29 protein-coding genes are annotated in these 20,195 nt (G+C 67.9%); 4 read left to right on the forward strand and 25 right to left on the reverse strand.

Features of this window, described 5'->3' with window-relative positions:
* Nucleotides 1-144: 144 nt before the first annotated feature.
* The 5 genes from J2W22_RS00730 to ispG form a co-directional block, all read right to left on the reverse strand.
* The gene (locus tag J2W22_RS00730; protein WP_307116356.1) at nucleotides 145-492 is read right to left on the reverse strand and encodes a TfoX/Sxy family protein; all 348 of its coding nucleotides are present in this window, start codon (nucleotides 490-492) and stop codon (nucleotides 145-147) included.
* Nucleotides 492-968, reverse strand: a complete 477-nt coding sequence (locus tag J2W22_RS00735; protein WP_307116357.1) for a GNAT family N-acetyltransferase — start codon at nucleotides 966-968, stop codon at nucleotides 492-494. The genes J2W22_RS00730 and J2W22_RS00735 overlap by 1 nt, the downstream gene beginning before the upstream one ends.
* Nucleotides 965-1,867, reverse strand: a complete 903-nt coding sequence (locus J2W22_RS00740) for a DMT family transporter (RefSeq protein WP_307116358.1) — start codon at nucleotides 1,865-1,867, stop codon at nucleotides 965-967. Before J2W22_RS00740 ends, J2W22_RS00735 begins: the two co-directional genes overlap by 4 nt.
* A 62-nt stretch (nucleotides 1,868-1,929) precedes the next feature.
* Nucleotides 1,930-2,265 carry a hypothetical protein gene (locus tag J2W22_RS00745; protein WP_307116359.1) on the reverse strand — a complete coding sequence of 112 codons (336 nt, stop codon included), beginning with the start codon at nucleotides 2,263-2,265 and terminating at the stop codon, nucleotides 1,930-1,932.
* Entirely contained in the window at nucleotides 2,262-3,386 is a 1,125-nt protein-coding gene (gene ispG, locus J2W22_RS00750) for a flavodoxin-dependent (E)-4-hydroxy-3-methylbut-2-enyl-diphosphate synthase (protein WP_307117963.1), read from the reverse strand. Before ispG ends, J2W22_RS00745 begins: the two co-directional genes overlap by 4 nt.
* Nucleotides 3,387-3,529: 143 nt before the next feature.
* On the opposite strand from ispG, the gene J2W22_RS00755 reads away from it, so the two are divergent.
* Complete coding sequence (locus J2W22_RS00755) at nucleotides 3,530-4,741, forward strand: acyltransferase family protein (RefSeq protein ID WP_307116360.1); 1,212 nt, start codon at nucleotides 3,530-3,532, stop codon at nucleotides 4,739-4,741.
* Nucleotides 4,741-5,577 carry a S1/P1 nuclease gene (locus tag J2W22_RS00760; RefSeq protein ID WP_307116361.1) on the forward strand — a complete coding sequence of 279 codons (837 nt, stop codon included), beginning with the start codon at nucleotides 4,741-4,743 and terminating at the stop codon, nucleotides 5,575-5,577. Before J2W22_RS00755 ends, J2W22_RS00760 begins: the two co-directional genes overlap by 1 nt.
* A gap of 4 nt (nucleotides 5,578-5,581) precedes the next feature.
* Here J2W22_RS00760 and J2W22_RS00765 read toward each other — a convergent pair whose 3' ends face one another.
* The 4 genes from J2W22_RS00765 to J2W22_RS00780 all read right to left on the reverse strand — a co-directional run bounded on the left by J2W22_RS00765 (nucleotide 5,582) and on the right by J2W22_RS00780 (nucleotide 7,363).
* Nucleotides 5,582-5,800 (reverse strand): PF20097 family protein, encoded by a 219-nt coding sequence (locus J2W22_RS00765; RefSeq protein WP_307116362.1) that lies wholly within the window; start codon nucleotides 5,798-5,800, stop codon nucleotides 5,582-5,584.
* Complete coding sequence (locus J2W22_RS00770; RefSeq protein ID WP_307116363.1) at nucleotides 5,800-6,075, reverse strand: hypothetical protein; 276 nt, start codon at nucleotides 6,073-6,075, stop codon at nucleotides 5,800-5,802. The genes J2W22_RS00765 and J2W22_RS00770 overlap by 1 nt, the downstream gene beginning before the upstream one ends.
* A 153-nt stretch (nucleotides 6,076-6,228) precedes the next feature.
* Complete coding sequence (locus J2W22_RS00775; RefSeq protein WP_307116364.1) at nucleotides 6,229-6,447, reverse strand: toxin-antitoxin system HicB family antitoxin; 219 nt, start codon at nucleotides 6,445-6,447, stop codon at nucleotides 6,229-6,231.
* Between the two features lie 10 nt (nucleotides 6,448-6,457).
* Complete coding sequence (locus tag J2W22_RS00780; RefSeq protein ID WP_307116365.1) at nucleotides 6,458-7,363, reverse strand: SPFH domain-containing protein; 906 nt, start codon at nucleotides 7,361-7,363, stop codon at nucleotides 6,458-6,460.
* Nucleotides 7,364-7,496: 133 nt separating this feature from the next.
* Here J2W22_RS00780 and J2W22_RS00785 point away from each other — a divergent pair, with 133 nt between their 5' ends.
* Nucleotides 7,497-8,861, forward strand: a complete 1,365-nt coding sequence (locus J2W22_RS00785; protein ID WP_307116366.1) for a serine hydrolase domain-containing protein — start codon at nucleotides 7,497-7,499, stop codon at nucleotides 8,859-8,861.
* Nucleotides 8,862-8,913: 52 nt separating this feature from the next.
* Here the strand turns inward: J2W22_RS00785 and pal are convergent, their stop codons facing one another.
* The 9 genes from pal to J2W22_RS00830 form a co-directional block, all read right to left on the reverse strand.
* On the reverse strand, nucleotides 8,914-9,426 hold the full coding sequence (gene pal / locus J2W22_RS00790; RefSeq protein WP_307116367.1) for a peptidoglycan-associated lipoprotein Pal: 513 nt from the start codon (nucleotides 9,424-9,426) through the stop codon (nucleotides 8,914-8,916).
* A 68-nt stretch (nucleotides 9,427-9,494) separates the two neighbouring features.
* A complete protein-coding gene (tolB, locus tag J2W22_RS00795) occupies nucleotides 9,495-10,862 on the reverse strand; it encodes a Tol-Pal system beta propeller repeat protein TolB (protein WP_307116368.1) in 1,368 nt (455 codons plus the stop codon).
* 2 nt (nucleotides 10,863-10,864) lie between these two features.
* Entirely contained in the window at nucleotides 10,865-11,659 is a 795-nt protein-coding gene (locus J2W22_RS00800; RefSeq protein WP_307116369.1) for a TonB C-terminal domain-containing protein, read from the reverse strand.
* Nucleotides 11,656-12,099: a protein TolR gene (gene tolR / locus J2W22_RS00805; RefSeq protein WP_307116370.1), complete on the reverse strand. Its 444-nt coding sequence runs from the start codon at nucleotides 12,097-12,099 to the stop codon at nucleotides 11,656-11,658. The genes J2W22_RS00800 and tolR overlap by 4 nt, the downstream gene beginning before the upstream one ends.
* Nucleotides 12,100-12,103: 4 nt before the next feature.
* A complete protein-coding gene (gene tolQ, locus J2W22_RS00810; protein ID WP_307116371.1) occupies nucleotides 12,104-12,793 on the reverse strand; it encodes a protein TolQ in 690 nt (229 codons plus the stop codon).
* A gap of 7 nt (nucleotides 12,794-12,800) precedes the next feature.
* Entirely contained in the window at nucleotides 12,801-13,247 is a 447-nt protein-coding gene (locus J2W22_RS00815; RefSeq protein WP_307116372.1) for a YbgC/FadM family acyl-CoA thioesterase, read from the reverse strand.
* A 44-nt stretch (nucleotides 13,248-13,291) separates the two neighbouring features.
* On the reverse strand, nucleotides 13,292-14,314 hold the full coding sequence (gene ruvB, locus J2W22_RS00820; RefSeq protein ID WP_307116373.1) for a Holliday junction branch migration DNA helicase RuvB: 1,023 nt from the start codon (nucleotides 14,312-14,314) through the stop codon (nucleotides 13,292-13,294).
* Nucleotides 14,311-14,685, reverse strand: coding sequence for a hypothetical protein (locus J2W22_RS00825; protein WP_307116374.1), 375 nt, complete (start codon nucleotides 14,683-14,685; stop codon nucleotides 14,311-14,313). Before J2W22_RS00825 ends, ruvB begins: the two co-directional genes overlap by 4 nt.
* Before the next feature lie 86 nt (nucleotides 14,686-14,771).
* Nucleotides 14,772-15,326, reverse strand: coding sequence for a DUF4337 domain-containing protein (locus J2W22_RS00830; protein ID WP_307116375.1), 555 nt, complete (start codon nucleotides 15,324-15,326; stop codon nucleotides 14,772-14,774).
* Between the two features lie 45 nt (nucleotides 15,327-15,371).
* On the opposite strand from J2W22_RS00830, the gene J2W22_RS00835 reads away from it, so the two are divergent.
* Entirely contained in the window at nucleotides 15,372-16,268 is an 897-nt protein-coding gene (locus J2W22_RS00835) for a 2-hydroxyacid dehydrogenase (RefSeq protein WP_307116376.1), read from the forward strand.
* Nucleotides 16,269-16,278: 10 nt separating this feature from the next.
* On the opposite strand, the gene J2W22_RS00840 is transcribed toward J2W22_RS00835, so the two are convergent.
* The 7 genes from J2W22_RS00840 to J2W22_RS00870 all read right to left on the reverse strand — a co-directional run bounded on the left by J2W22_RS00840 (nucleotide 16,279) and on the right by J2W22_RS00870 (nucleotide 20,180).
* Nucleotides 16,279-16,578 (reverse strand): hypothetical protein, encoded by a 300-nt coding sequence (locus J2W22_RS00840; RefSeq protein WP_307116377.1) that lies wholly within the window; start codon nucleotides 16,576-16,578, stop codon nucleotides 16,279-16,281.
* 75 nt (nucleotides 16,579-16,653) lie between these two features.
* Entirely contained in the window at nucleotides 16,654-17,052 is a 399-nt protein-coding gene (locus J2W22_RS00845; RefSeq protein WP_307116378.1) for a GFA family protein, read from the reverse strand.
* Entirely contained in the window at nucleotides 17,049-17,645 is a 597-nt protein-coding gene (ruvA, locus tag J2W22_RS00850) for a Holliday junction branch migration protein RuvA (protein ID WP_307116379.1), read from the reverse strand. The genes J2W22_RS00845 and ruvA overlap by 4 nt, the downstream gene beginning before the upstream one ends.
* Nucleotides 17,646-18,009: 364 nt before the next feature.
* Entirely contained in the window at nucleotides 18,010-18,498 is a 489-nt protein-coding gene (gene ruvC, locus J2W22_RS00855) for a crossover junction endodeoxyribonuclease RuvC (RefSeq protein ID WP_307116380.1), read from the reverse strand.
* Nucleotides 18,495-18,932 carry an endonuclease domain-containing protein gene (locus J2W22_RS00860; RefSeq protein ID WP_307116381.1) on the reverse strand — a complete coding sequence of 146 codons (438 nt, stop codon included), beginning with the start codon at nucleotides 18,930-18,932 and terminating at the stop codon, nucleotides 18,495-18,497. The genes ruvC and J2W22_RS00860 overlap by 4 nt, the downstream gene beginning before the upstream one ends.
* Before the next feature lie 89 nt (nucleotides 18,933-19,021).
* Nucleotides 19,022-19,765: a YebC/PmpR family DNA-binding transcriptional regulator gene (locus tag J2W22_RS00865; RefSeq protein ID WP_307116382.1), complete on the reverse strand. Its 744-nt coding sequence runs from the start codon at nucleotides 19,763-19,765 to the stop codon at nucleotides 19,022-19,024.
* Between the two features lie 178 nt (nucleotides 19,766-19,943).
* Nucleotides 19,944-20,180: a DUF2312 domain-containing protein gene (locus J2W22_RS00870; RefSeq protein WP_183999475.1), complete on the reverse strand. Its 237-nt coding sequence runs from the start codon at nucleotides 20,178-20,180 to the stop codon at nucleotides 19,944-19,946.
* Nucleotides 20,181-20,195: the final 15 nt, after the last annotated feature.

Genomic DNA, 20,195 nt, shown 5'->3' on the forward strand with positions numbered 1-20,195 from the left:
TTCCCCCAGCTTGCTGGGGGAGGGGGACGGCCGCCGAAGGCGGTGGTGGAGGGGCGCGGCGGGCACCGCCGCGTTGCGGCGGCCCCTCCACCATTTGCTCCGCAAACGGTCCCCCTCCCCGAGACAAGCTCGGGGAGGAATTTATCAACGCTTCCTCCCCTTCTTCGGCGGGGCGCGCCTTGCCGCCTCGATCGCCAGCAGCGCCCAGCGGCGCAGTTCGTCGGCGTCATCATAGGTCTCGTCGGGCGCGCGGCGATAGTTGAGCGACTGGACCCTGCCGTCCTCGCGGGTGACCGAGAAGCGCGGGATGTCGCCCCATTCGGCGGCGCTCTCCGCATCGGCCTTGAGCCACAGCGCGTCGAAGGCGAGGATCGCGAAGGCCAGCCCGTCGAAATAGAGCGCGGCACCGCCGAACAACCGCTTGCGGGTGACCGTGCCGAGCGGTTCGAGGGCCTCGGCGACCCAGTCGGCCAGGCCCTCGTCGATCGCCATCAGCCGCGCCCGGCCAGTGCCACCAGCGCATCGCCGCTGACGCGTTGCACGGTCCATTCGTCCATCGCCTGCGCGCCCATCGCCCGGTAGAAATCGATTGCCGGTGTGTTCCAGTCAAGCACCGCCCATTCGAAGCGGCCACAGTCGCGGTCGAGCGCGATGCCGGCGAGATGGCGGAGCAGCGCCTTGCCCGCACCCGAGCCGCGCGCATCGGGAGTGACGTAGAGGTCTTCGAGATAGATGCCGGGCTTGCCGGTCCAGGTCGAGAAATTGTGGAAGAACAGCGCGAAGCCGACGGGCCTGCCGTCCAGCTCGGCGATCAGGCTCTCGGCGACGCGGCGCTCGAACAGCGCGTCGTGGAGCATCGCCTCGGTCGCCACCACGGCGTCGGGTTCACGCTCGTACAGCGCCAGCTCGCGGATCAAGTCGAGGATCAGCGCGACATCCTGCGGCGCGGCGGTGCGGATAGTGATCATGAAAGGGCGGACTCCACTTCGGGCTCGGCGATGCCGGGTTTGCTGCGCGCCGCCATCAGGCATCCGGCGACGATCAGCAAGGTGCCACCGACGGTCAGCAGCGTCAGCGGCTCGTGGAAGAACAGCCAGCCCATGATCGCCGCCCAGACGAACGCGGTATATTCGACGGTGAGCAGCACCTGCGCCTCGGCCCGGGCATAGGCCCAGGAGAGCAGCAGCAGCGAGACGATCGCCAGGCTGGCGGCGAGCAGGACCAGCCACCATTGGCCGGGCGCGGGCATGACGAGCAGCCAGGGTGCGGGCACGCAGAAGATCGCGAGGATGATCCAGTTCTGGAAGAAGGCGATCTCGATCGGCTTGGCCTGCTGCGCCTGGTGGCGGGCGATGACCAGGTTGACCGCGTAGAACACCGCCGAGGTGAGCACCGCGACCATGCCGAGCGCCGAATCGGGCCGGTGCGGCGCACCTAGCTGTCCGGCGAGGATGATCCCGACGCCGGCCAGGCCAAGCAGCGAGCCGAGGATCGAGCGGGCGCCGATCTTCTCCTTCAGGAAGATCGCGGCGAGCGCGAGCGCGATCAGCGGGGCGATGAAGGTCAGCGCGATCGCCTCGGCCAGCGGCACGCGGACGATCCCCCAGAAGAAGGCGATCGCCATCACCGCGATCACCACGCTGCGGATCGCATGGATCCGGATCACCCGCGGCTCGGGCAGGCGCGGCTTGTTGAAGGCGAAGAGCGGGGTCATGATCGCCGCACCCGCCACCAGCCGCCAGAAGATCGCGGCATAGGCGCCGATGACGAGGCCGATCCCCTTCATCACCGCATCCATGATCGAATAGAGGGCGATGCCCGCGCAGGCAGCGAGCAGGGCTGCGAGGATCGGGGTGGCGCGCGGCATGGACTAGCGGATCATGTGCGGGCGCGCGAACTGCCCCTCATGAAGCAACAACGAGCTAATGGTCATGTGGCCTGAGCAGCGTCTGCTTCGAGCGCATTTCGAGCGAGGCGGATCAGATCCGGCAGCGCGTTCTGCATCGCGCAGATCAGGTCGGCATTCTCTTGCCAAAGCTTGTCGTGCGACACGACGTAAGGCGGCGCTTGTATCAGCGTGGCCGCGATGAGGTCCGGCCCGGCGCCCCCAAAGGTGGCCATGTCCTCATGCGCACCAGTATCCGGCTGCGCAGCTATGCCAATCGCCGTCATGGAATGATCGTCGTCGAGAAAGCGGACGTACCACGGGCCAGGTGTGGCATGGGCATGCATCTCGGCCAGACGGTCGAGATCAGCCGGAGTCATTCGGCCGCCACCGCGGCGGCCTCGGTGGCTGCCTCGATCTCCGCGGCCTTGGCCTCGACCAGCTTGACGATATGGTCGAGCATGTCGGCGTCGTTCACCGTGTGATCGGTGACACCCGACAGATAGACCATGTGCTTGCCGTTGCCGCCGCCGGTGAGGCCGATATCGGTCTCGCGCGCCTCGCCCGGGCCGTTGACCACGCAGCCGAGCACCGAGAGCGACAGCGGCGTGCGGATATGCTGGAGGCGCTCCTCCAGCGCCTGAACGGTGCGGATCACGTCGAAGCCCTGGCGGGCGCAGCTGGGACAGGAGACGACGCGAACGCCGCGGTTACGGATGCCGAGTGCCTTGAGAATCTCGAAGCCGACGCGGACTTCCTCCTCGGGCTCGGCCGAAAGCGAAACACGAATGGTGTCGCCGATGCCGAACCAGAGCAGCGAGCCGATGCCGATCGCCGACTTGACCGTGCCGCCGACGAAGCCGCCCGCCTCGGTGATGCCGAGATGCAGCGGGCAATCGACCGCGTCGGCGAGCTGCTGGTATGCGGCGACGGCGAGGAACACGTCGGAGGCCTTCACCGCGACCTTGAACGCGTGGAAGTCGCGGTCCTGGAGCAGCTTGATATGGTCGAGCGCCGATTCGACCAGCGCCTCGGGGCAGGGCTCGCCGTACTTTTCGAGCAGGTCCTTCTCGAGGCTGCCGGCATTGACGCCGATGCGGATCGCGCAGCCATTGGCCTTGGCGGCGTTGACCACTTCGTTCACGCGGTCCGCGCTACCGATATTGCCCGGGTTGATGCGCAGGCAGGCGGCGCCGGCGTCCGCCGCTTCGAGGGCGCGCTTGTAGTGGAAATGGATGTCCGCGACGATCGGCACACGGGCAGCGCGGACGATCTGCTTGAGTGCCGCGGTCGATTCGACGTCCGGGCAGGAGACGCGGATGATGTCCACCCCGGCATCCTCGCAGCGGCGGATCTGGTCGATCGTCGCGCGGGCATCGGAGGTGGCGGTGTTGGTCATGGTCTGCACCGTCACCGGCGCATCGCCGCCTACGGGGACATTGCCCACCATGATCTGACGGCTGGGCCGCCGGACGATATCGCGCCAGGGACGTACGGACATGGCGGCCATATAGGCGCTTTGCCCCCGCGGGGCCAGCCGCGACGATGTCGAGATTCCATGCAGAAATGCATAGGCGCTGCTTTACGCGTTGCTAAGCAAGCTGGGCTAGGTTTGGGGGCTGTTTCCGAACTTCGAGGCCTGCGTTGCGGCACGACCCGATCCCTGCTGCCACGGCTCGCACCAGCCAGCGCCATTACGGCATGGACTGGCTGCGGATCGCCGCGTTCGGGCTGCTGATCCTCTATCACATCGCGATGGCCTTCTCGCCCTGGGACTGGGTGATCAAGACCGAATATGCCTTTGGCTGGCTGATCCCGCCGATGGCGCTGCTGACGCCGTGGCGCCTGCCCCTGCTGTTCGCGGTGTCGGGCTATGCCTCGCGCAAGCTCTACGACCGGGCGCCGGGCGACTTTGCGCGATCCCGTGCGCTCCGGCTGCTCGTGCCACTCGCCTTCGGCATGGCGGTGTTGGTGCCGCTCGAGATGTGGGTGCGGGTGATGGAGAATGGCTATCCCCACGGCTACCTGCATTTCTGGGCGCTCGATTACTGGCGCAGCGGCATCTTCTGGGGCCGCGAGTTCCCGAGCTGGGAGCATCTCTGGTTCGTCGCCTATCTCGCTGCCTATACGCTGCTGCTCGCCGGCGCGCTGGCACTGCGCGGCCCGCAGCTGATGCGAGCGATCGGGGGCGTGGCGGAATGGCTGGACAAGGGCCATCGCCTGCTCTGGGCGCCGGTGGCGCTGCTGGCGATGGCCCGGCTCGCGCTGCTGTTCGTCGCGCCCGAGCGCCAGGGGCTGCTGCGCGACTGGGGCGGGCATGCGCAATATGTGCCGATCTTCCTGTTCGGCTTCGCACTGGCCGACGCGCCGAGCCTGTGGCCGGCGATCGCGCGCAACTGGAAGCCGGGCGCGGCGCTGGCGGCGCTGGCGGGAGCGGTAGTCGTCACGGTCGAACTGAGCTGGCCGGGCGCCGGCGTGCCGCCGCATGAAGTGATGGCGCTCGACCGCGCCGCGCGCACTGCCATGGCCTGGGGCATGATCCTCGCGCTGTTCCACATCGCCGAGACGCGCTGGAACCACGACCACCCCCTGCGCAAGCCGCTCGCCGAGGCGGTGTTCCCCTTCTACATCGTCCACCATCCCGCGATCGTGCTGATCGCCTGGTATTCGCTGCCGCTGCACCTGAGCGCCCCGCTCGACTTCGCGCTGCTGCTCGGCGGCACCGCGAGCGTCTGCGCCGCGACCTATCTGGTCGGCCGGCGGATCGGCTGGCTGCGGCCGCTGATCGGACTCAACCGGCTGGCGAAGCCCGAAAGCTCTGCTAGGGAGACTGCGCCTGCCTCTGGAGTAGTCTGATGCGCCTTCTCGTGATCCTCGCGGCCCTGATCGGCTTCGCCGCGCCCGCCAATGCCTATTGGGAATATGGCCATCAGACCGTCGCCGCGATCGCCTGGCGCAACGTCACCCCGGCGACCCGCAACAAGATCACCCAGCTGCTCCGCCACACCGACCTGCTCAAGACCGAAGGCTGCCCCGCCACCAACATCGAGGAAGCGTCGGTCTGGGCCGACTGCATCAAGAAGCTGGGCGCGGACTGGCGCTACGCCTCGGTCTGGCATTACCAGGACGCCGACGTCTGCAAGCCGTTCGACGTGACCGCGGAATGCAAGGACGGCAATTGCGTCTCCGCCCAGATCGAGCGCGACGTGAAGCTGCTCAAGGACCGCAAGGCGCCGCAGGTCGAGCGGGTGAAGGCGCTGCTGTTCCTCGTCCATTTCGTCGGCGATATCGGCCAGCCGCTCCACGGCGCCGAGCACGACCATGACGCCGGCGGCAACAAGGCGATGGTGAGCTATGGCATCTACACCACCGACCGGCTGAACCTGCACTCGGTGTGGGACGGGCTGCTCGCCGAACGCGCGATCACCTCGGGCCCGAACATCGTGCGCAGCTACAGCCGTGCCGACCGGGCGAAGTTCGGCGGCGGCACCGTGCAGGACTGGGGCAAGGACAGCTGGGAGCTTTCCAAGACCATCTATGCCGACCTGAACGGCGGCGACACCTGCAAGCCGATCACCACCCGCATCGCGATCACCGAGCCGATGATCGAGAAATGGGTGCCCGAGGCGCGCAACCAGGTGATCAAGGGCGGCCTGCGCCTTGCCCGCCTGCTCGACGAGGCGCTGGGCTGAGGCGTCAGCCCTTGGCGTAGTGCTCGAGGAAGCCGCAGCGCGGGCAGCGCCAGCTCTGGATGTCGATCGGCTTGTGCGGCAGCTTCAGGCCGAGGAACAACTGCCTCTGGGGCGGGCCGGCGACCCAGCCGGTCGGGCGCCGATAGGTGTCGCGATCGGCCAGGATGAAGCCTTCTTCCATCGAGGCCTGGCATTTCGGGCAGCTGTTCGACCGGATGGGCATCACGCATCGCCTCCCCAGTTGAACACCCGCCATTCGCCATCGGTCTTGTTGGCGAGCAGCCACAGCAGCGCCGCGACCAGTGGCACCAGCAGCACGAACCATATCCGGCCGCGATGCAGGCCGGCATGGACGATCAGTCCCGCGGCCCCGCCGAACAGCATCGTCGCCGCCCAACCCTGCCAGGTGACCGGCACCGCGCCCAGGCCGAACCTCTTCGGGCGGAACCAATAGCCGGGCCGGACGCTGGCCCGCTCTCGGAAACGGGCGCCGATCATGACAGTGCCACCGCGATGCCGGCGAGCAGCGCCACCCCGGCGAGGGCCAGCAGGAGCGGGATCCGCTCGCGGCGGGCATGAACAGCAAGGAACATCGGTCTTCCTCCTTCAGTCTGCGGGGCGGGACAGCGATGCGGTCGCGCCGCATGCCGTTCAGTCCTCGCCTTCCTTCGCCTTGGGCGGGCGGCCGCGCTTCGCGCGCACCGGCTCCGCCAGCTTCACCCCGCGCTTGCCCAGTGCCTCGCGCAGCAGGCACTCGACCTGGGCGTTGACGCTCCTGAGGTCGGCCGCCGCCGAGCGCTCGATCGCCGCATAGAGGGCGGGATCGAGGCGCAACGGAAAGGCTTTCTTCTGGGGCGGCTGGTCGGACACGGGGTTCGCCTTACTGGTACAGCGAGCCCGTGTTGACCACCGGCTGGGTATCGCGCTCGCCGCACAGCACGACCATCAGGTTCGACACCATCGCGGCGCGGCGCTCGTCGTCGAGATGCACCACGTCCTTGGCGGAGAGCTGGGCCAGCGCCATCTCGACCATGCCGACCGCACCCTCGACCAGGGTCTGGCGTGCCGCCACGACCGCCTGGGCCTGCTGGCGGCGGAGCATCGCGCCGGCGATCTCCTGGGCATAGGCCAGATGGGTGAAGCCGCATTCGTCGACGGTGATCCCGGCGACGCGCAGCCGCTCGATCAGCTCGCCGCGCAGCTCGGTGCCGACCTGGTCGTGATTGCCGCGCAGCGTGACTTCCTGATGCTCGAAATCGTCATAGGGATAGCGCGAGCCGATGGTGCGCACCGCCGCTTCGATCTGGACGTTCACGAACGCCTTGTAGTCGTCGACGTCGAACAGCGCCTGCGCGGTGTCGGTCACGCGCCACACCACCTGCGCCGCCATCTCGATCGGATTGCCGCGCAGGTCGTTCACCTTGATGCGCTCCGAGATGATGTTGTTGGCGCGCACCGAGACCTTCTTCTTGATCAGCCACGGCCAGGCCCAGCGCAGCCCGGTGGTGCGATCGGTGCCCTGATAGTCGCCGAACAGCGTGATCACCGCAGCCTGGTTGGGCTGGAGCAGGTAGAAGCCGCACAGCACGAACAGCTCGACCAGGATCGACACGAGCAACCAGGAGATGACGATCCAGTCTTCCATGCGGTCGATCTGGGTGAGCGCGCCCGCCGTCGCTGCCAGGGCGATCAGCAGCACGAGCAGCATCCCATAGCCGCTCGTCGTGCTTGCAGGCTTCTCGCTGCTCTGGCGCAGTGCCGGCGCGGCGCCACGTACGTCGGTCATTCTTACCTCCCATAATTATGATATCGTATTTATATCGATTCGACGGACCCCGCAAGCGGAATCGGAGGGTGGTTCATCCTCCGCTCATCCAGACCGGGGAGAGTGCGCCGCGCCGACCGATCTGGGGGAAAGAATGCGATCCAGCCTGCCCGCCCTGTGCGCCGTCCTGCTGCTGCCCATGCCGGCCCTGGCCCAACCTTCCGCGGCCACGATAGCCCGCGACGCGGATGCGGCGATGGCGGCGGCGATCGACCCCAGGGGTTCGGGCGCGGTGGTGCTGATCGCGCGGGGCGACACCGTCCTCTATCGCAAGGCGCGTGGCATGGCCGAGGTGGAGCTGGGCGTGCCGCTGTCGCCCGACCAGGTCTTCCGCATCGCCTCGATCACCAAGAGCTTCACCGGCGCGATGCTCGTCCAGATGGCGGCACGCGGCGAAGTCTCGCTCGATGCGCCGGCAGTGCGCTATCTGCCCGAGGTGGCGCTCGATCCGCGCATCACCCTGCGCCAGCTGCTCAGCCACACCGCCGGCGTCAGCGAGCGGGACGTGGTGCCCCAGCCGCCCTTCGGCAATGACGAGGTACCGGTCGCCGAGCAGGTCCGCCGGATCGCCGCGCGGCCGCTCGCCTTCGAGCCCGGCACAGCGCAGCGTTACTCGAACGCCGGCTATATCCTGCTCGCTGCGGTGATCGAGAAGGTGACGGGCCAGAGCTGGGACGCGGCGATGCGGACCCGGCTATTCGCGCCGCTGGGACTGGCCGACACCGCCTATGACCGGGCGGATCTGGTCGTGCCGGGCCGGGTCAGCGGGTATGCCGGCGACAAGGGCGCGCTGCGCAACGCCACGCCGTTCAACCTCTCGATCCCCAAGACCGCCGGATCGCTGCACGCGACCGCGGCCGACCTGTTGCGCTGGATGCGGGCGCTGTCACAGGGCAAGGTGGTGGGCGCCGAGGGCTTTGCGGAGATGAGCAGGCCCGCGCTGGCGAGCGTCGGCGTGCAGGAGCGCTATGGGCTGGGGCTCTATCGCTGGCAGGTGCGCGGCCAGGATGCAATCGGCCATACCGGCCAGATCGACGGCTTCGCCTCCGCGCTGTTCTACCTGCCGGCAGAAGACGCCACGGTGGTAGTGCTGGCCAATAACGACGGCTTCGACGCACAGACGCTCGCCCGGCGGATGGCGGCGATCGTGATCGGCAAGCCCTACCCACTGCCTGCGGCCGGGCAGGCGCTGCCAGCCGGGGCGGCGGCGCTGGCCGGCACCTATGGCAGCGATCCGGCGACGGCACGTACGGTCGCCCTTGCCGATGGCAGGATCACCGTGGCCCGGCCGGGCCGCACGCCACTACCCGTCACCTTCGATGGCGCGGGCAACATCCATTTCGTGCCGGACGAGCTCAGCTATTTCACCCCGGTCCGCGACCGCGCGGGCAAGGTGATCCGGCTCGACTATTTCGCCCGGGGCGAAGGGCCCGCCGTGTCGCTCGAACGCCAGCCATGAAAAAGGCCGCCGGAATTGCTCCCGGCGGCCCCTTTTCTTCGCGGCGGATGCCTCAGCTGATGACGATAGTCACCGCGCGGCGGTTCTGCGCCCAGCTGGCGTCGTCCGAGCCGAGCGCGATCGGGCGTTCCTTGCCATAGCTGATCGTGGTGATGCGGGTCGGCGAGATGCCGCGCGAGGCGAGATAGTTCTTCGCAGCATTGGCGCGGCGATCGCCAAGGCCGAGATTGTACTCGCGGGTGCCGCGCTCGTCGCAGTGGCCCTCGATCGTGATCCGGGTGTTGGGGTGCGCGGTCAGCCACTGTGCCTGGCTGTCGAGGATCGCGCGCGCCTCCGGATCGATGTCATACTGGTCGAAGGCGAAGTGCACGGTGTCGCTCGACACTTCGCGGCGGAACTGCTCGTTGATCGGCGCGGCGACGGTGTCGCTGTCACCCTCGCCCGCATTGACCGGACCAGTTTCCGACGGCGCGGGCGGGATATCGGTGACATTGCGCTTCTTGGTGCAACCCGCAGTGGCGATCAGCGCGATGCCGAGCACCAGGCCAGTCGTGATCTTGGACATGGTCATTTCCTCCTAGATGTCGCATCGAGCCCGCTTGCCCGGGCCCATAGCACAGATGCGGTAACGTTTCAGGGGCGAATCGGTCCCCAGCTGGGATCCGATCCGTCGAGCGGCGTGGGGATACGCCGCGCATTGGTGCCGGTGAGGTCCACCGACCAGAGGTCCGGACGACCCGAACCCTGGGCCGAACGGAAGAACATCAGCACGCGGCCATTGGGCGACCAGCTCGGCGCCTCGTCGCCCCAGCTGTTGGTCAGCAGCTTCTCGCCTCCGCCGCTCGGGTTCATCACGCCGATCCGGAAGGCGCCGCCGCCGGTGCGGGTGAAGGCGATCAGGTCGCCGCGCGGGCTCCATACCGGCGTGGCATAGCGGCCGCCGCCGAAGCTGATCCGGTGCTGGTTCGAGCCGTCGGCGTCCATCACATAGAGCTGCTGGGTGCCGCTGCGGTCGCTCTCGAACACGATCTTCGAGCCGTCGGGCGAATAGCTGCCGCCGGTATCGATGCCGGGCGAAGTGGTCAGCCGCTGCGGCGCGCCGCCGGCGGTGGCGACGCGGTAGACATCGGTGTTGCCGGCCTGCGCCATCGAGAAGAGGATGTTGCGGCCATCGGGCGAGAAGCGCGGTGCGAAGCTGAGGCTGACGTTCGAGACGAGCAGCCGGTTCTCCCGCGTCGCCATGTCATAGACATAGATGGACGGCTTGCGCTGGGTGTAGCTCATGTAGACGATCGCGTTCTGCTTCGGCGACATGCGCGGGGTGAGCACGATCGACTGGCCGTTGGTCAGGAAGCGATGGTTGGCGCCGTCCTGGTCCATGATCGCCAGCTGCTTGCGGCGCTTGTTCTTGGGGCCGGTCTCGGCGACGTAGACCACCTGGCTGTCGAAATAGGGGCCTTCGCCGGTGAGCTTGGAATAGACCGCATCGGCGCATTTGTGCGCGGCGCGGCGCCAGTCGCCCGGCGAGACGACGAAGCCCTGGCGGACCAGCTCGCTCTGCAGCAGCACGTCGTAGAGATAGCAGCCGACGGTGAGCGAGCCATTGCCATTGGCGCGGACATAGCCCTGGATGATCGCCTGATTGCCGTTCCAGCTGCCGTAGTTCGGCGCAGCGACCTCGCTATAGGCGATGCCGCGGCTGGCCGCGGGGCCACGCGTCTTGAACAGGCCGGTGTTGCGCAGATCGTCCTCCACCACCTGGGCGAGCTTGGCGCCGAGCTGGTCGGTCGGGCCGGCGGGCGTGTCCACCGCCTGCGAGGTCGGCATCGCCGGGATCGCGATGACCAGGTCCTTGGCCGCGGTATTGCTGACATCGACGCTGAGCGGCGTGTCCTGGTCCGGGGTCGGGACCGGCGGGGGCGCCGGCACGTCCTGCGCCTGCGCGACGGTGGCCGCGGTGCTCGCCAGCAGGGCCGCGAGCGTCAGATGGGCAAATTTCATCGTCACAGGTCCTCGTACAAAACCGGGGCTATCACTTTCCACGCGCCATAGAATTGCGGCGGCAGCTTGAAGGGGGCGGCGAGCTTCACCGCGCGGATCGCGCGATCCCGGGCGAGGCTCGCCTGGGCACGGTTGCTGTCGGTGACGCCGGTCTGCGCGGTGACGCGCGGCTCGCCGGCGAGCGAGCCGTCCTCGTTGAGGCGCACGGTCACGGTGGTGCGCAGCTTGTCCGAATCCGCGCCGCTGGGCGGGGCCCAGTGCGGACGGATCTGGCGGATGATCGCGGCGCTGAGCGCGGCCTTCTGCTCGGGGCCGACGGTGGCGGCGGGCGGCGTCGTCGAGGTGCTCTTGGCCGGCTTATCGTTGATGCCGTTGAGCAGGCCATCGAGCCGGCCCGTCGGCGCAACCGGACGGGTGGAGGCGCGCGCAGGTGCCTTGGCCGGCGCAGCCTTGGGCGGCGTCTTCGGCGCGGGCTTGACCGCATCGGGTGCGGGCGCCGGCTTGGGCTGGACCGGCTGCGGCTTGGCGACGGGCTGGGGATTGGGCGCGGGCTCGGGCGGTGCGCTCTCCGGCTCGATCGGCGCTTCCACGGGGGAGAGCTTCGCCGCCGGCTCCTCGTTGGTCGGGGTCGGCGAGGTGCTTTCGAGCGCGACCTGATCGACCAGTGCGACTTCGATCGGCGTCGGCTTCAGCTTGAGCGGATTGGGGGTGGCGAGGAAGCCGACCGACAATATACCGAACAGGGCGACATGCCCGATCAGCGCAATCGTCAGCCCAGCGCCCTCGGTCCGGTTCACGGCTTGGTGCTCGCGTCGGTGATCAGCGACACGCGGTTGAGCCCGGCATGGTTGAGCTCGCCCATCACCTTCATGACCTTGCCATAGCCCAGGCCCTGATCGGCGCGCAGGAACACGGCGGCCGGCTTGCCGTCCGGACCCGGCGCGCGGCCGGCGATTTCCTCGAGCTTGGCCGGCAGCGCGGCATCCGGGGTCAGCTCGTTGTCGACGAAGACCTGGCCCTTGTCGTCGATCGAGATCTGGACGGGCTTCTGGTCCTGGTCGACCGGCTTGGCCCGGCTCTCCGGCAGGTTCACCGGGACGCCGGCGGTGAGCAGGGGTGCGGTGACCATGAAGATGATCAGCAGCACCAGCATCACGTCGACCAGCGGCGTGACGTTGATGTCGGCCATCGGCGCGCGGCGGCCGCGGGACTTGTTCGAAGGGAGATGCATCGCCACCGGCCTAGGCCTCCATCTCCAGGCGACGGCTGAGCGTCGCGTGGAAACCGTCGGCGAAGCGGTTGAGGCGGGCCTCGACGCGGTTCACGGCGTGCGAATAGCGGTTGTACGCGATCAGCGCGGGGATGGCGGCGAACAGGCCGATCGCAGTGGCGAACAGCGCCTCGGCGATGCCCGGCGCGACCACGGCGAGCGACGAGCTCTGCTCCTTGGCGATGCCGGTGAAGCTGCGCATGATGCCCCACACCGTGCCGAACAGGCCGATGAACGGCGCTGCCGAGGCAATGGTGGCGAGGAAGTTGAGGCGGTCGGCGAGCTTGTCGACTTCCTGGGCGATCGTCGCGCCCATCGCGGTGGCGAGGCGCTCGCGGGTGCCTTCGCGATCGATGGCCTTGCCCGAAGTCGAGCGGCGCCATTCGGTGACGCCGGCGGCGAAGACCCGGGCGATCGGCTGCTCGCGGCCGGCGGCGCGGCGGTGGAACTCGTCGATATCGTCGGCTTCGCGATATTCGCTTTCGAACCGGTCGATCGCCTTCTTCACCGAGCTGACCCGGAAGCCGAAGCTCAGAATGATCGTCCAGGTCCAGAGCGACGCGAGCAGCAGGCCGATCATCACGGCGCGCACCACCCAGTCCGCCTGCAGGAACAGGCCGATCGGCGACATGGTTGCGGCGTCGGTGCTGATGAATTCCATGATCGGTTCAGTTTCCCTTGAAGACCAGCGGTGCGAAACGTTCCATCCACGCTGCCGGCTGGCGGCGCGGACGGCCGGACGGGGCGACGAACACCGCCTCGATCTCCGCTTCGGCCACTATGGTAACGTCGCGCATGACTCGTTGATGAATATCCACTGCGGCGGGGCGCAGCTGGACCAGCCGGCTGACCACCACCAGTTCATCGCCCAGGCGCGCCGGCGCCCGGTAGCGAATGTTCGCCTCGCGGAGCGCATAGGCGCCCTCGCCTGCTTCATGGGCGGCGCGCTGGTCGATGCCGGCCAGGGCCAGCATATCGGAGCGGGCCCGCTCCATGAACCGCAGATAATTGGCGTGATAGACCACGCCGCTGAGGTCGGTGTCCTCGAAATAGACACGCAGGACGAAATGATGCTCGAGGCCCTCGAACCGGCCAGGGGCGAAACGGACGTCCATGCCCGGCCCCTAACGCAGCGTTTTCCATGGGGGAACCCCCAGCCTCAGTCGAACAGCCCTTCCTGCGCGGTGGACGGAGGATTGAGCCCGAGATGCTTCCACCCCGCGGCGTTCAGGCATCGGCCACGGGCGGTGCGAGCAATCATCCCGATCTGGATCAGATAGGGTTCGATCACTTCCTCGATCGTGTCGCGCGGCTCGGACAGGCCCGCCGCCAGCGTCTCCACGCCGACCGGGCCGCCCTTGTAGATATCGGCGATCATCAGGAGGTAGCGCCGGTCCATCGCGTCGAGCCCGAGCGCGTCGACCTCGAGCCGGGTCAGCGACTGGTCGGCGACCCTGGCATGCACCGTCTCCTCGCCCAGCACATTGGCGAAGTCGCGCACCCGGCGCAGCAGCCGCCCGGCGATGCGCGGGGTACCGCGCGAGCGCCTGGCGATTTCCTTGGCGCCGTCGGGGGCGACATGGAGGTCGAGCAGGCTCGCAGCACGCGTGACGACCTTCTCCAGCTCGTCGACCGTATAGAAATTGAGGCGGACCGGGATGCCGAAGCGATCGCGGAGCGGCTGGGTGAGCAGGCCCTGGCGGGTGGTGGCGCCGACCAGGGTGAAGCGCGGCAGGTCGATACGCACGCTGCGTGCCGAAGGGCCCTCGCCGATCATCAGGTCCAGCGCGCGGTCCTCCATCGCCGGATAGAGGACTTCCTCGACCGCGGGATTGAGCCGGTGGATCTCGTCGATGAACAGCACGTCGCCGTCCTCGAGATTGGTGAGCAGCGCCGCGAGATCACCCGACTTGGCGATCACCGGCCCGGAGGTGGAGCGGAAGCCGACGCCCATCTCGCGGGCGATGATCTGGGCTAGCGTGGTCTTGCCCAGGCCCGGGGGGCCGAAGAACAGGACATGGTCGAGCGCATCGCCGCGCTGCTTGGCGGCATCGATGAACACCCGCAGATTCTCGCGCGCCGCCTTCTGCCCGACGAACTCGTCGAGACTCTTGGGGCGCAGCGCGGCGTCGACGTCGTCGGCGCGGCGGGCGGAGGAGAGGAGGCGATCGGTGTCGGTCATTGGTTGAGTCGGCTCTCTTCCGCAGCCTTTTTCATGGCCGGGTCAACGATGTAGCGGTCGATTTCCGACAGGCTGCGCGGCGGTGAAAAGGGCCTGCCGCGGGTGGGGACTGCAAAGAGACGCACCTCCTTATCCCGCTGCACCATTCCCGACACCGGGACAAAGACCGCCCCCCTCGTCTCGCCCATATCCACGCAGTTGGTGCCCCAAGGATATACGGGCAGCTCGATCGTCACGACCTTCTTGCCAACGGCACGTGCAAAAGGCTTGGAAAGCCGGGCCCGGACCTTCAGCCCATCGGTGGAGAGAATCCGGACCTGGATCGCATCCAAAGCGCCCTTGGGCCGCTCACCGAAGAAATAGTACTTCATGTTGCCGCCATCGACACAGGCATGGGCATCAGCCGCAAGCGTGGCAGCTGCGAGAAGCGCAGTGGCACAGAGTGACATCATGCCCCTCATCCCAGCAACCCGCTCAGCAATGCCGGATGGAAGCCCCAGCCCAGGAACCCGCACAGCCCCATGAACAGCCCGAAGGCGCCGAACGCCCAGCCGGCCCAGAGCAGCGATGCGCTCTCGACCAGCGCGGCGACTGCGGCGATCGAGATGGCGGTGGAGACCGCGGCGTCGCTCGCGTCGAACTGGTCGTCATGGACGTTGAGCGCGTCATACTGATCGCTCAGCGCCTTCGCGTCGGCGGCGAGCCGGGGCGCCTCGGCCTTGTATTTGGCGATGTCGCGGTCGAGCCCGGCGAGTACCGGCGCGGCGCGCATGGGCTCCGCGAGCGCGGCGATCTGCACCCGGCTCGCCTCGGCGACGTGCTGCTTGGTCTTGGTCGCCTGATATTCGTTCCACTTGTCGACCGAGGCCGACTGGGCCTGCTGCATCGCCTGGACGATATTGCCGTCCTTGATCCCGCACAGCCCCATGAACACCGAAAGCACGACCACGGTGATCGCCACCTTGCGGTTGAGCGACTTGTCCTTCGCCTCGGCGCTGACTTCGATTTCCATGGTCCCGCCCTATCCTGCCCGCAGCGATGCGACTAGGTCCCGGGCATGCCCCGCCCCGACCTGCTGCTGATCACGAACGTCCCCGCCCCGCTCCGCGCGGCGCTGGCCGAGCGCTTCACCCTGCACGAGGGCGATCCGGTACCCGGCATCCGTGCCGTGGTGGGAGGCGGCATGGCGCGGATCGACGCTGCACTGCTCGACCGGCTGCCGGACCTTGAGATAGTCGCGATCCACGGCATCGGCCATGACGGCATCGACCTCGCCGCGCTGCGGGCCCGCGGCGTGCGGCTGACGCTGACTCCGGACGTGCTGACCGAGGATGTCGCCGACCTCGCCATTGCGCTGATGCTGGCGGTGCAGCGCCGGGTGGCGGCGAACGATGCGCTGGTGCGCAGCGGCGGCTGGGCTGCGCCGCTTGGGCGCCGGGCGAGCGGTCGCCGGATCGGCATCTTCGGGCTGGGCCGCATCGGCCATGCCATCGCCCTGCGCGCAGCGCCCTTTGCCGGGGAGCTGCTCTACAGCGCGCGCTCCGAGAAGCCGGTGCCGTGGCGCTTCGTCCCCGACATCGCCGCGCTGGCCGAGGCGAGCGAGGTGCTGATCCTGGCGGCGCCCGGCGGGAGCGACACGCAGAACATAGTCGATGCGGCAGTGCTCGACCGGCTCGGACCGAACGGCGTGCTGGTCAACATCGCCCGGGGCAGCCTGGTCGACGAGACGGCGCTGGTCACGGCGCTTGCCGAGGGGCGCATCGCCGGTGCCGGGCTCGACGTGTTCGCCGAGGAGCCCGAGGTACCCGAGGCGCTGAAGGCAATGCCGCAGGTGGTGCTCGCTCCCCACCAGGGCAGCGCAACCGAGGAAGGCCGTGCCGAGATGCGCGACCTGGTGCTCGCCAATCTCGACGCGCATTTCGCGGGCCGGCCGCTGGTGACACCGCTGATCTGACGCGCGAACCTCAGCCATCACCGAGCGGCCTGCTGAGATCCTCGCCGCATTGCTTGCAGCGGCGGGTGGGGAGTGCGTCGCTCCGCGTGCCGTTGGGCCTCCCGCAATTCGGGCAGGCCGATAGCAGCGAAAGCCATGCCGAGCCGGCGACTGCGACGAGCAGCGGAAAGAACACCAGAATGAGCAGCGACCACGGCAGGAGAAAGAAGCCGCAAAATGCGATCGCAAAGAAGACCGGCGGCAGCACCAGGCTCATCCAGGAGAGCTGGTACGAGCTCCACCGCTCGGTGAGATAATCTTCCAGACTCATGTGGCCGCCCTTGCGCCGCCGGCAGCGCCTCCCCGCCCGCCCGCCAACCGGGCTGGCAACCGAGGCGACAGGCGCTCAGTCATAATGCTCGACCGTGCCGGTGATGCTCAGCCAGTCGCACTGCCGCTCCTCGAACACCGAGATGCTCGGCGCCGGAAAACCGGGATCGGCGAAAAGGCCGACAGGGACCGCAATCGTGTCCGGGATGCCGCCGCCGACATACCAGACATTGCCGCCGCAAATCGGGCAGAAGTGGAAGCTGGCCGGCGCGCCGCCGCTTTCGGACACGGCAACCCATTCGGTCGACCGGCCGGAGATCGTCACCTTGTCGGAGGGGAAGCGCGCCTGCACCGCAAAGGCCGAACCGCTGCGCCGCTTGCAGTTGAGGCAATGGCAGACCGAGATGCGCACCGGCTCGCCCGCGCATTCGGCCCGGAGCTGGCCGCAGCGGCAGGAGGCGGTGCGGGTGGTCACTTCGCCGCCTTGCGCAGCGCGAGGCGCACCAGCGCGTCGAGCGTCGCGCCCGTGCCCAGTTCGTCGGCGGCGGCATTGACCGCGCCGCTGGCCTCGGCCGGCTTGAAGCCGAGATTGAGCATCGCCGACACCGCATCCTGCGCCGCGCCGCTCGCCGGGGCCGCGCCGGGGGTGCCGCCGGCCAGCGCCACGCCGCCGGCCTTGTCCTTCAATTCGTTGACGATGCGCTGGGCGAGCTTGGGTCCCACGCCATTGGCCCGGGCGATCATCGCCGCATCGGCACGGGCGACGGCGGTCTGCACTTCCTCGGGCGAGAGGATCGAGAGGATCGCCAGCGCCACCTTGGCACCGACGCCCTGCACGCTGGTGAGATGGCGGAACCAGTCGCGCTCGCTCGCCGTGGCGAAGCCCATCAGCCGGATGGAGTCCTCGCTGACCAGCATCTCGGTGTGCAGGGTCGCGAACTCGCCGACCGCGCCCAATGCCGCCAGCGTGCGGGCCGAGGCGCCAGCGAGATAGCCGACGCCGTTGACGTCGATCACCACGCTGTCGATCCCGGTCGCTTCGATGCGGCCCTTCAGATGCGCGATCATGCCGTTCGTCTCCGCCGTTCGACCGCCCGGTTGGGCAAAAATGTTGAATCCCTTGAATCGCCACGCATGCGCGGGCGAGGCAAGATCGAGGGTCGAGAGGGATGCCGGCTCACCACCGGTACATAAGCGGAACAGCCGGGCGTAGGAAAGCGAAATCACCCCGCGGGTTCTGGCGGAATGCCGAGGGGCGCCCCAATTCGCGACTGCCGATTGGGCGGCGAACGACGACGAGAAAGGAGCGGGCTTCTTGCTCGCTGCTTAACATCTCTTCCGTCATCCCGGCCCTGAGCCGGGATCCCGCTTCTTCTTTCGGAACACGATAGCGGGACCCCGGCTCAGGGCCGGGGTGACACAGAAGGATGCCCTAACGCAGCCCCAGGCGCGCGCTGGCGAGGTGATGGGCGTGGCAGATCGCCACGGCGAGCGCGTCGGCGGCATCGGGGCCGTCGATCTTCACGCCGGGCAGCAGGCGCGAGACCATGGCGTGGACCTGCTCCTTCTCGGCATTGCCGACACCCACCACCGACTTCTTGACCGTGCTCGGCTTGTACTCGCCGACATCGATGCCGGTCCGCGCGGCAGCGCACAGCACAACCCCGCGCGCCTGGCCGAGCTTGAGCGTCGACTGGGCGTTGGAATTGACGAACACCTCCTCGACCGCGGCGGCTTCCGGCGCGTGATCGGCGATCAGCGCGGCGAGCATGGCATCGAGATGGGCGAGGCGGCGCGGCAACGGCGCCTGGGCGTCGGTCTTCAGCTTGCCGTTGGCGAGGTGCGACAGGCGATTGCCCTCGGCACGGATCAGCCCCCAGCCGGTGGTGCCGAGCCCGGGATCGAGGCCTAGGATGATCATTGTTCGCAGGTTCCGGGCTTTTGGACAGGCCCCACCCCAACCCCTCCCCCGAGGGGGAGGGGCTTTGAGTGCGGCTGGCTTAGCCCCTCCCCTTCAGGGGAGGGGTTGGGGTGGGGCAAGCCGGACCAGCGATCGGACCCCTCCCGCAATGCGCTGGCGATCGTCAGGACGACACCGTCCAGATTGTCCCACACCTGATGGTTGGTGAACCGCAGCGTCGCAAACCCCTTGGCGGCGAGCCGCGTGTCGCGGCGATCGTCATATGCTGCGTCGTGCGTGTCGCCATCGACCTCGACGATCAGCCCCTTCGAGGGGCAGAAGAAGTCGCAGATGTACGGGAAGATCACATGCTGGCGGCGGAATTTGTGGCCGAGCTGCGAATTGGAGAGGTTGCGCCAGACCCGCACCTCCAGCTCGGTGGGGTTGCGGCGCATTTCATGGGCTCTGTCGAGAAGTTCGCGTTCGGTTATCACTGCCCCACCCCAACCCCTCCCCTAAAGGGGAGGGGCTTTAGAGTAGCAGCTCAGCCCAGCTTCTCCATCACCGCGTCCGAGACTTCGTAATTGCCCCACACCGTCTGGACGTCGTCATCGTCGTCGAGCGCGTCGATCAGCTTGAACAGCTTGGTCGCGTCGTCCTCGTTCACGTCGACCATGGTCTGCGGGCGCCAGGCGAGCTTGGCGCCTTCGGCTTCGCCGAGCACCGGCTCCAATGCCTTGGCGACTTCGTGGAGGTCGCCCTGGGCGGTCCAGATCTCATGGCCGTCCTCGGAGCTGGTCACGTCCTCGGCGCCGGCCTCGAGCGCTGCTTCGAACACCTTCTCGGCGTCGCCGACCTTGGCCGGATAGTTGATCAGGCCCATGCGGTCGAAGCCGTGGCTGACCGAGCCGGCGGTGCCGAGATTGCCGCCATTCTTCGAGACCGCGGTACGCACGTTGGTGGCGGTACGGTTGCGGTTGTCGGTCAGCGCCTCGATGATCAGCGAGACGCCGCCCGGGCCGAAGCCCTCGTAGCGGATCTCTTCGTAATTCTCGCCGTCGCCCTTGCTCGCCTTGTCGATCGAGCGCTGGATATTGTCCTTGGGCATCGACTGCGCCTTGGCCGCGGCGATCGCGGCGCGCAGGCGCGGGTTCATGTCGGGATCGGGCAAGCCCATCTTGGCGGCGACGGTGATTTCGCGGCTGAGCTTGGAGAACATGCTCGAGCGCTTCTTATCCTGCGCGCCCTTGCGGTGCATGATGTTCTTGAATTTGGAATGGCCTGCCATTGCGCTTCTCTTGAATTTGGTCGGGCGGCTTTAGGCCAGGCGCGGGGGGATGGGCAATGCTTGCCCCGAATATCGTCACCCCGGCCAGATACGTCATCCCGGCGAAAGCCGGAATCTCGTGCCACAGGCCGTTCGCTTGCCGCCTGAGATCCCGGCTTTCGCCGGGATGACGCCAACGTCAGATGCCCAGCGCCTGCTTGTAGGTCTCGAGCAGCATCTCCGCCTCGTCGCGGTGATGCTTCTCCATCTTCCGCAGGCGGACGATGTTGCGCATCGTCTTCACGTCGAAGCCGGTCGACTTGGCTTCGGCATAGACATCCTTGATGTCGTCGGCGATGCCCTTCTTCTCTTCCTCGAGGCGTTCGATCCGCTCGATGAAAAGGCGCAGCTGCTCGGCGGAAATCGAATCGGACAAAGGAAAGCTCCTGGA

The sequence above is a fragment of the Sphingomonas kyeonggiensis genome (genome assembly GCF_030812785.1).
GTDB lineage: Bacteria > Pseudomonadota > Alphaproteobacteria > Sphingomonadales > Sphingomonadaceae > Sphingomonas > Sphingomonas kyeonggiensis_B.

Coding starts and splice junctions, on each gene's coding strand:
- ruvA (WP_307116379.1), bottom strand. CDS start 17,645: ATGATCGCGCATCTGAAGGGCCGCATCGAAGCGACCGGGATCGACAGC.
- J2W22_RS00835 (WP_307116376.1), top strand. CDS start 15,372: ATGCCCCGCCCCGACCTGCTGCTGATCACGAACGTCCCCGCCCCGCTC.
- ruvB (WP_307116373.1), bottom strand. CDS start 14,314: ATGACCGACACCGATCGCCTCCTCTCCTCCGCCCGCCGCGCCGACGAC.
- J2W22_RS00745 (WP_307116359.1), bottom strand. CDS start 2,265: ATGACTCCGGCTGATCTCGACCGTCTGGCCGAGATGCATGCCCATGCC.
- J2W22_RS00735 (WP_307116357.1), bottom strand. CDS start 968: ATGATCACTATCCGCACCGCCGCGCCGCAGGATGTCGCGCTGATCCTC.
- ispG (WP_307117963.1), bottom strand. CDS start 3,386: ATGTCCGTACGTCCCTGGCGCGATATCGTCCGGCGGCCCAGCCGTCAG.
- J2W22_RS00865 (WP_307116382.1), bottom strand. CDS start 19,765: ATGGCAGGCCATTCCAAATTCAAGAACATCATGCACCGCAAGGGCGCG.
- J2W22_RS00760 (WP_307116361.1), top strand. CDS start 4,741: ATGCGCCTTCTCGTGATCCTCGCGGCCCTGATCGGCTTCGCCGCGCCC.
- tolB (WP_307116368.1), bottom strand. CDS start 10,862: ATGAAATTTGCCCATCTGACGCTCGCGGCCCTGCTGGCGAGCACCGCG.
- J2W22_RS00770 (WP_307116363.1), bottom strand. CDS start 6,075: ATGATCGGCGCCCGTTTCCGAGAGCGGGCCAGCGTCCGGCCCGGCTAT.
- J2W22_RS00830 (WP_307116375.1), bottom strand. CDS start 15,326: ATGGAAATCGAAGTCAGCGCCGAGGCGAAGGACAAGTCGCTCAACCGC.
- J2W22_RS00765 (WP_307116362.1), bottom strand. CDS start 5,800: ATGCCCATCCGGTCGAACAGCTGCCCGAAATGCCAGGCCTCGATGGAA.
- J2W22_RS00825 (WP_307116374.1), bottom strand. CDS start 14,685: ATGAAGTACTATTTCTTCGGTGAGCGGCCCAAGGGCGCTTTGGATGCG.
- J2W22_RS00815 (WP_307116372.1), bottom strand. CDS start 13,247: ATGGACGTCCGTTTCGCCCCTGGCCGGTTCGAGGGCCTCGAGCATCAT.
- pal (WP_307116367.1), bottom strand. CDS start 9,426: ATGTCCAAGATCACGACTGGCCTGGTGCTCGGCATCGCGCTGATCGCC.
- tolQ (WP_307116371.1), bottom strand. CDS start 12,793: ATGGAATTCATCAGCACCGACGCCGCAACCATGTCGCCGATCGGCCTG.
- J2W22_RS00785 (WP_307116366.1), top strand. CDS start 7,497: ATGCGATCCAGCCTGCCCGCCCTGTGCGCCGTCCTGCTGCTGCCCATG.
- J2W22_RS00730 (WP_307116356.1), bottom strand. CDS start 492: ATGGCGATCGACGAGGGCCTGGCCGACTGGGTCGCCGAGGCCCTCGAA.
- ruvC (WP_307116380.1), bottom strand. CDS start 18,498: ATGATCATCCTAGGCCTCGATCCCGGGCTCGGCACCACCGGCTGGGGG.
- J2W22_RS00860 (WP_307116381.1), bottom strand. CDS start 18,932: ATGCGCCGCAACCCCACCGAGCTGGAGGTGCGGGTCTGGCGCAACCTC.
- J2W22_RS00740 (WP_307116358.1), bottom strand. CDS start 1,867: ATGCCGCGCGCCACCCCGATCCTCGCAGCCCTGCTCGCTGCCTGCGCG.
- J2W22_RS00780 (WP_307116365.1), bottom strand. CDS start 7,363: ATGACCGACGTACGTGGCGCCGCGCCGGCACTGCGCCAGAGCAGCGAG.
- J2W22_RS00840 (WP_307116377.1), bottom strand. CDS start 16,578: ATGAGTCTGGAAGATTATCTCACCGAGCGGTGGAGCTCGTACCAGCTC.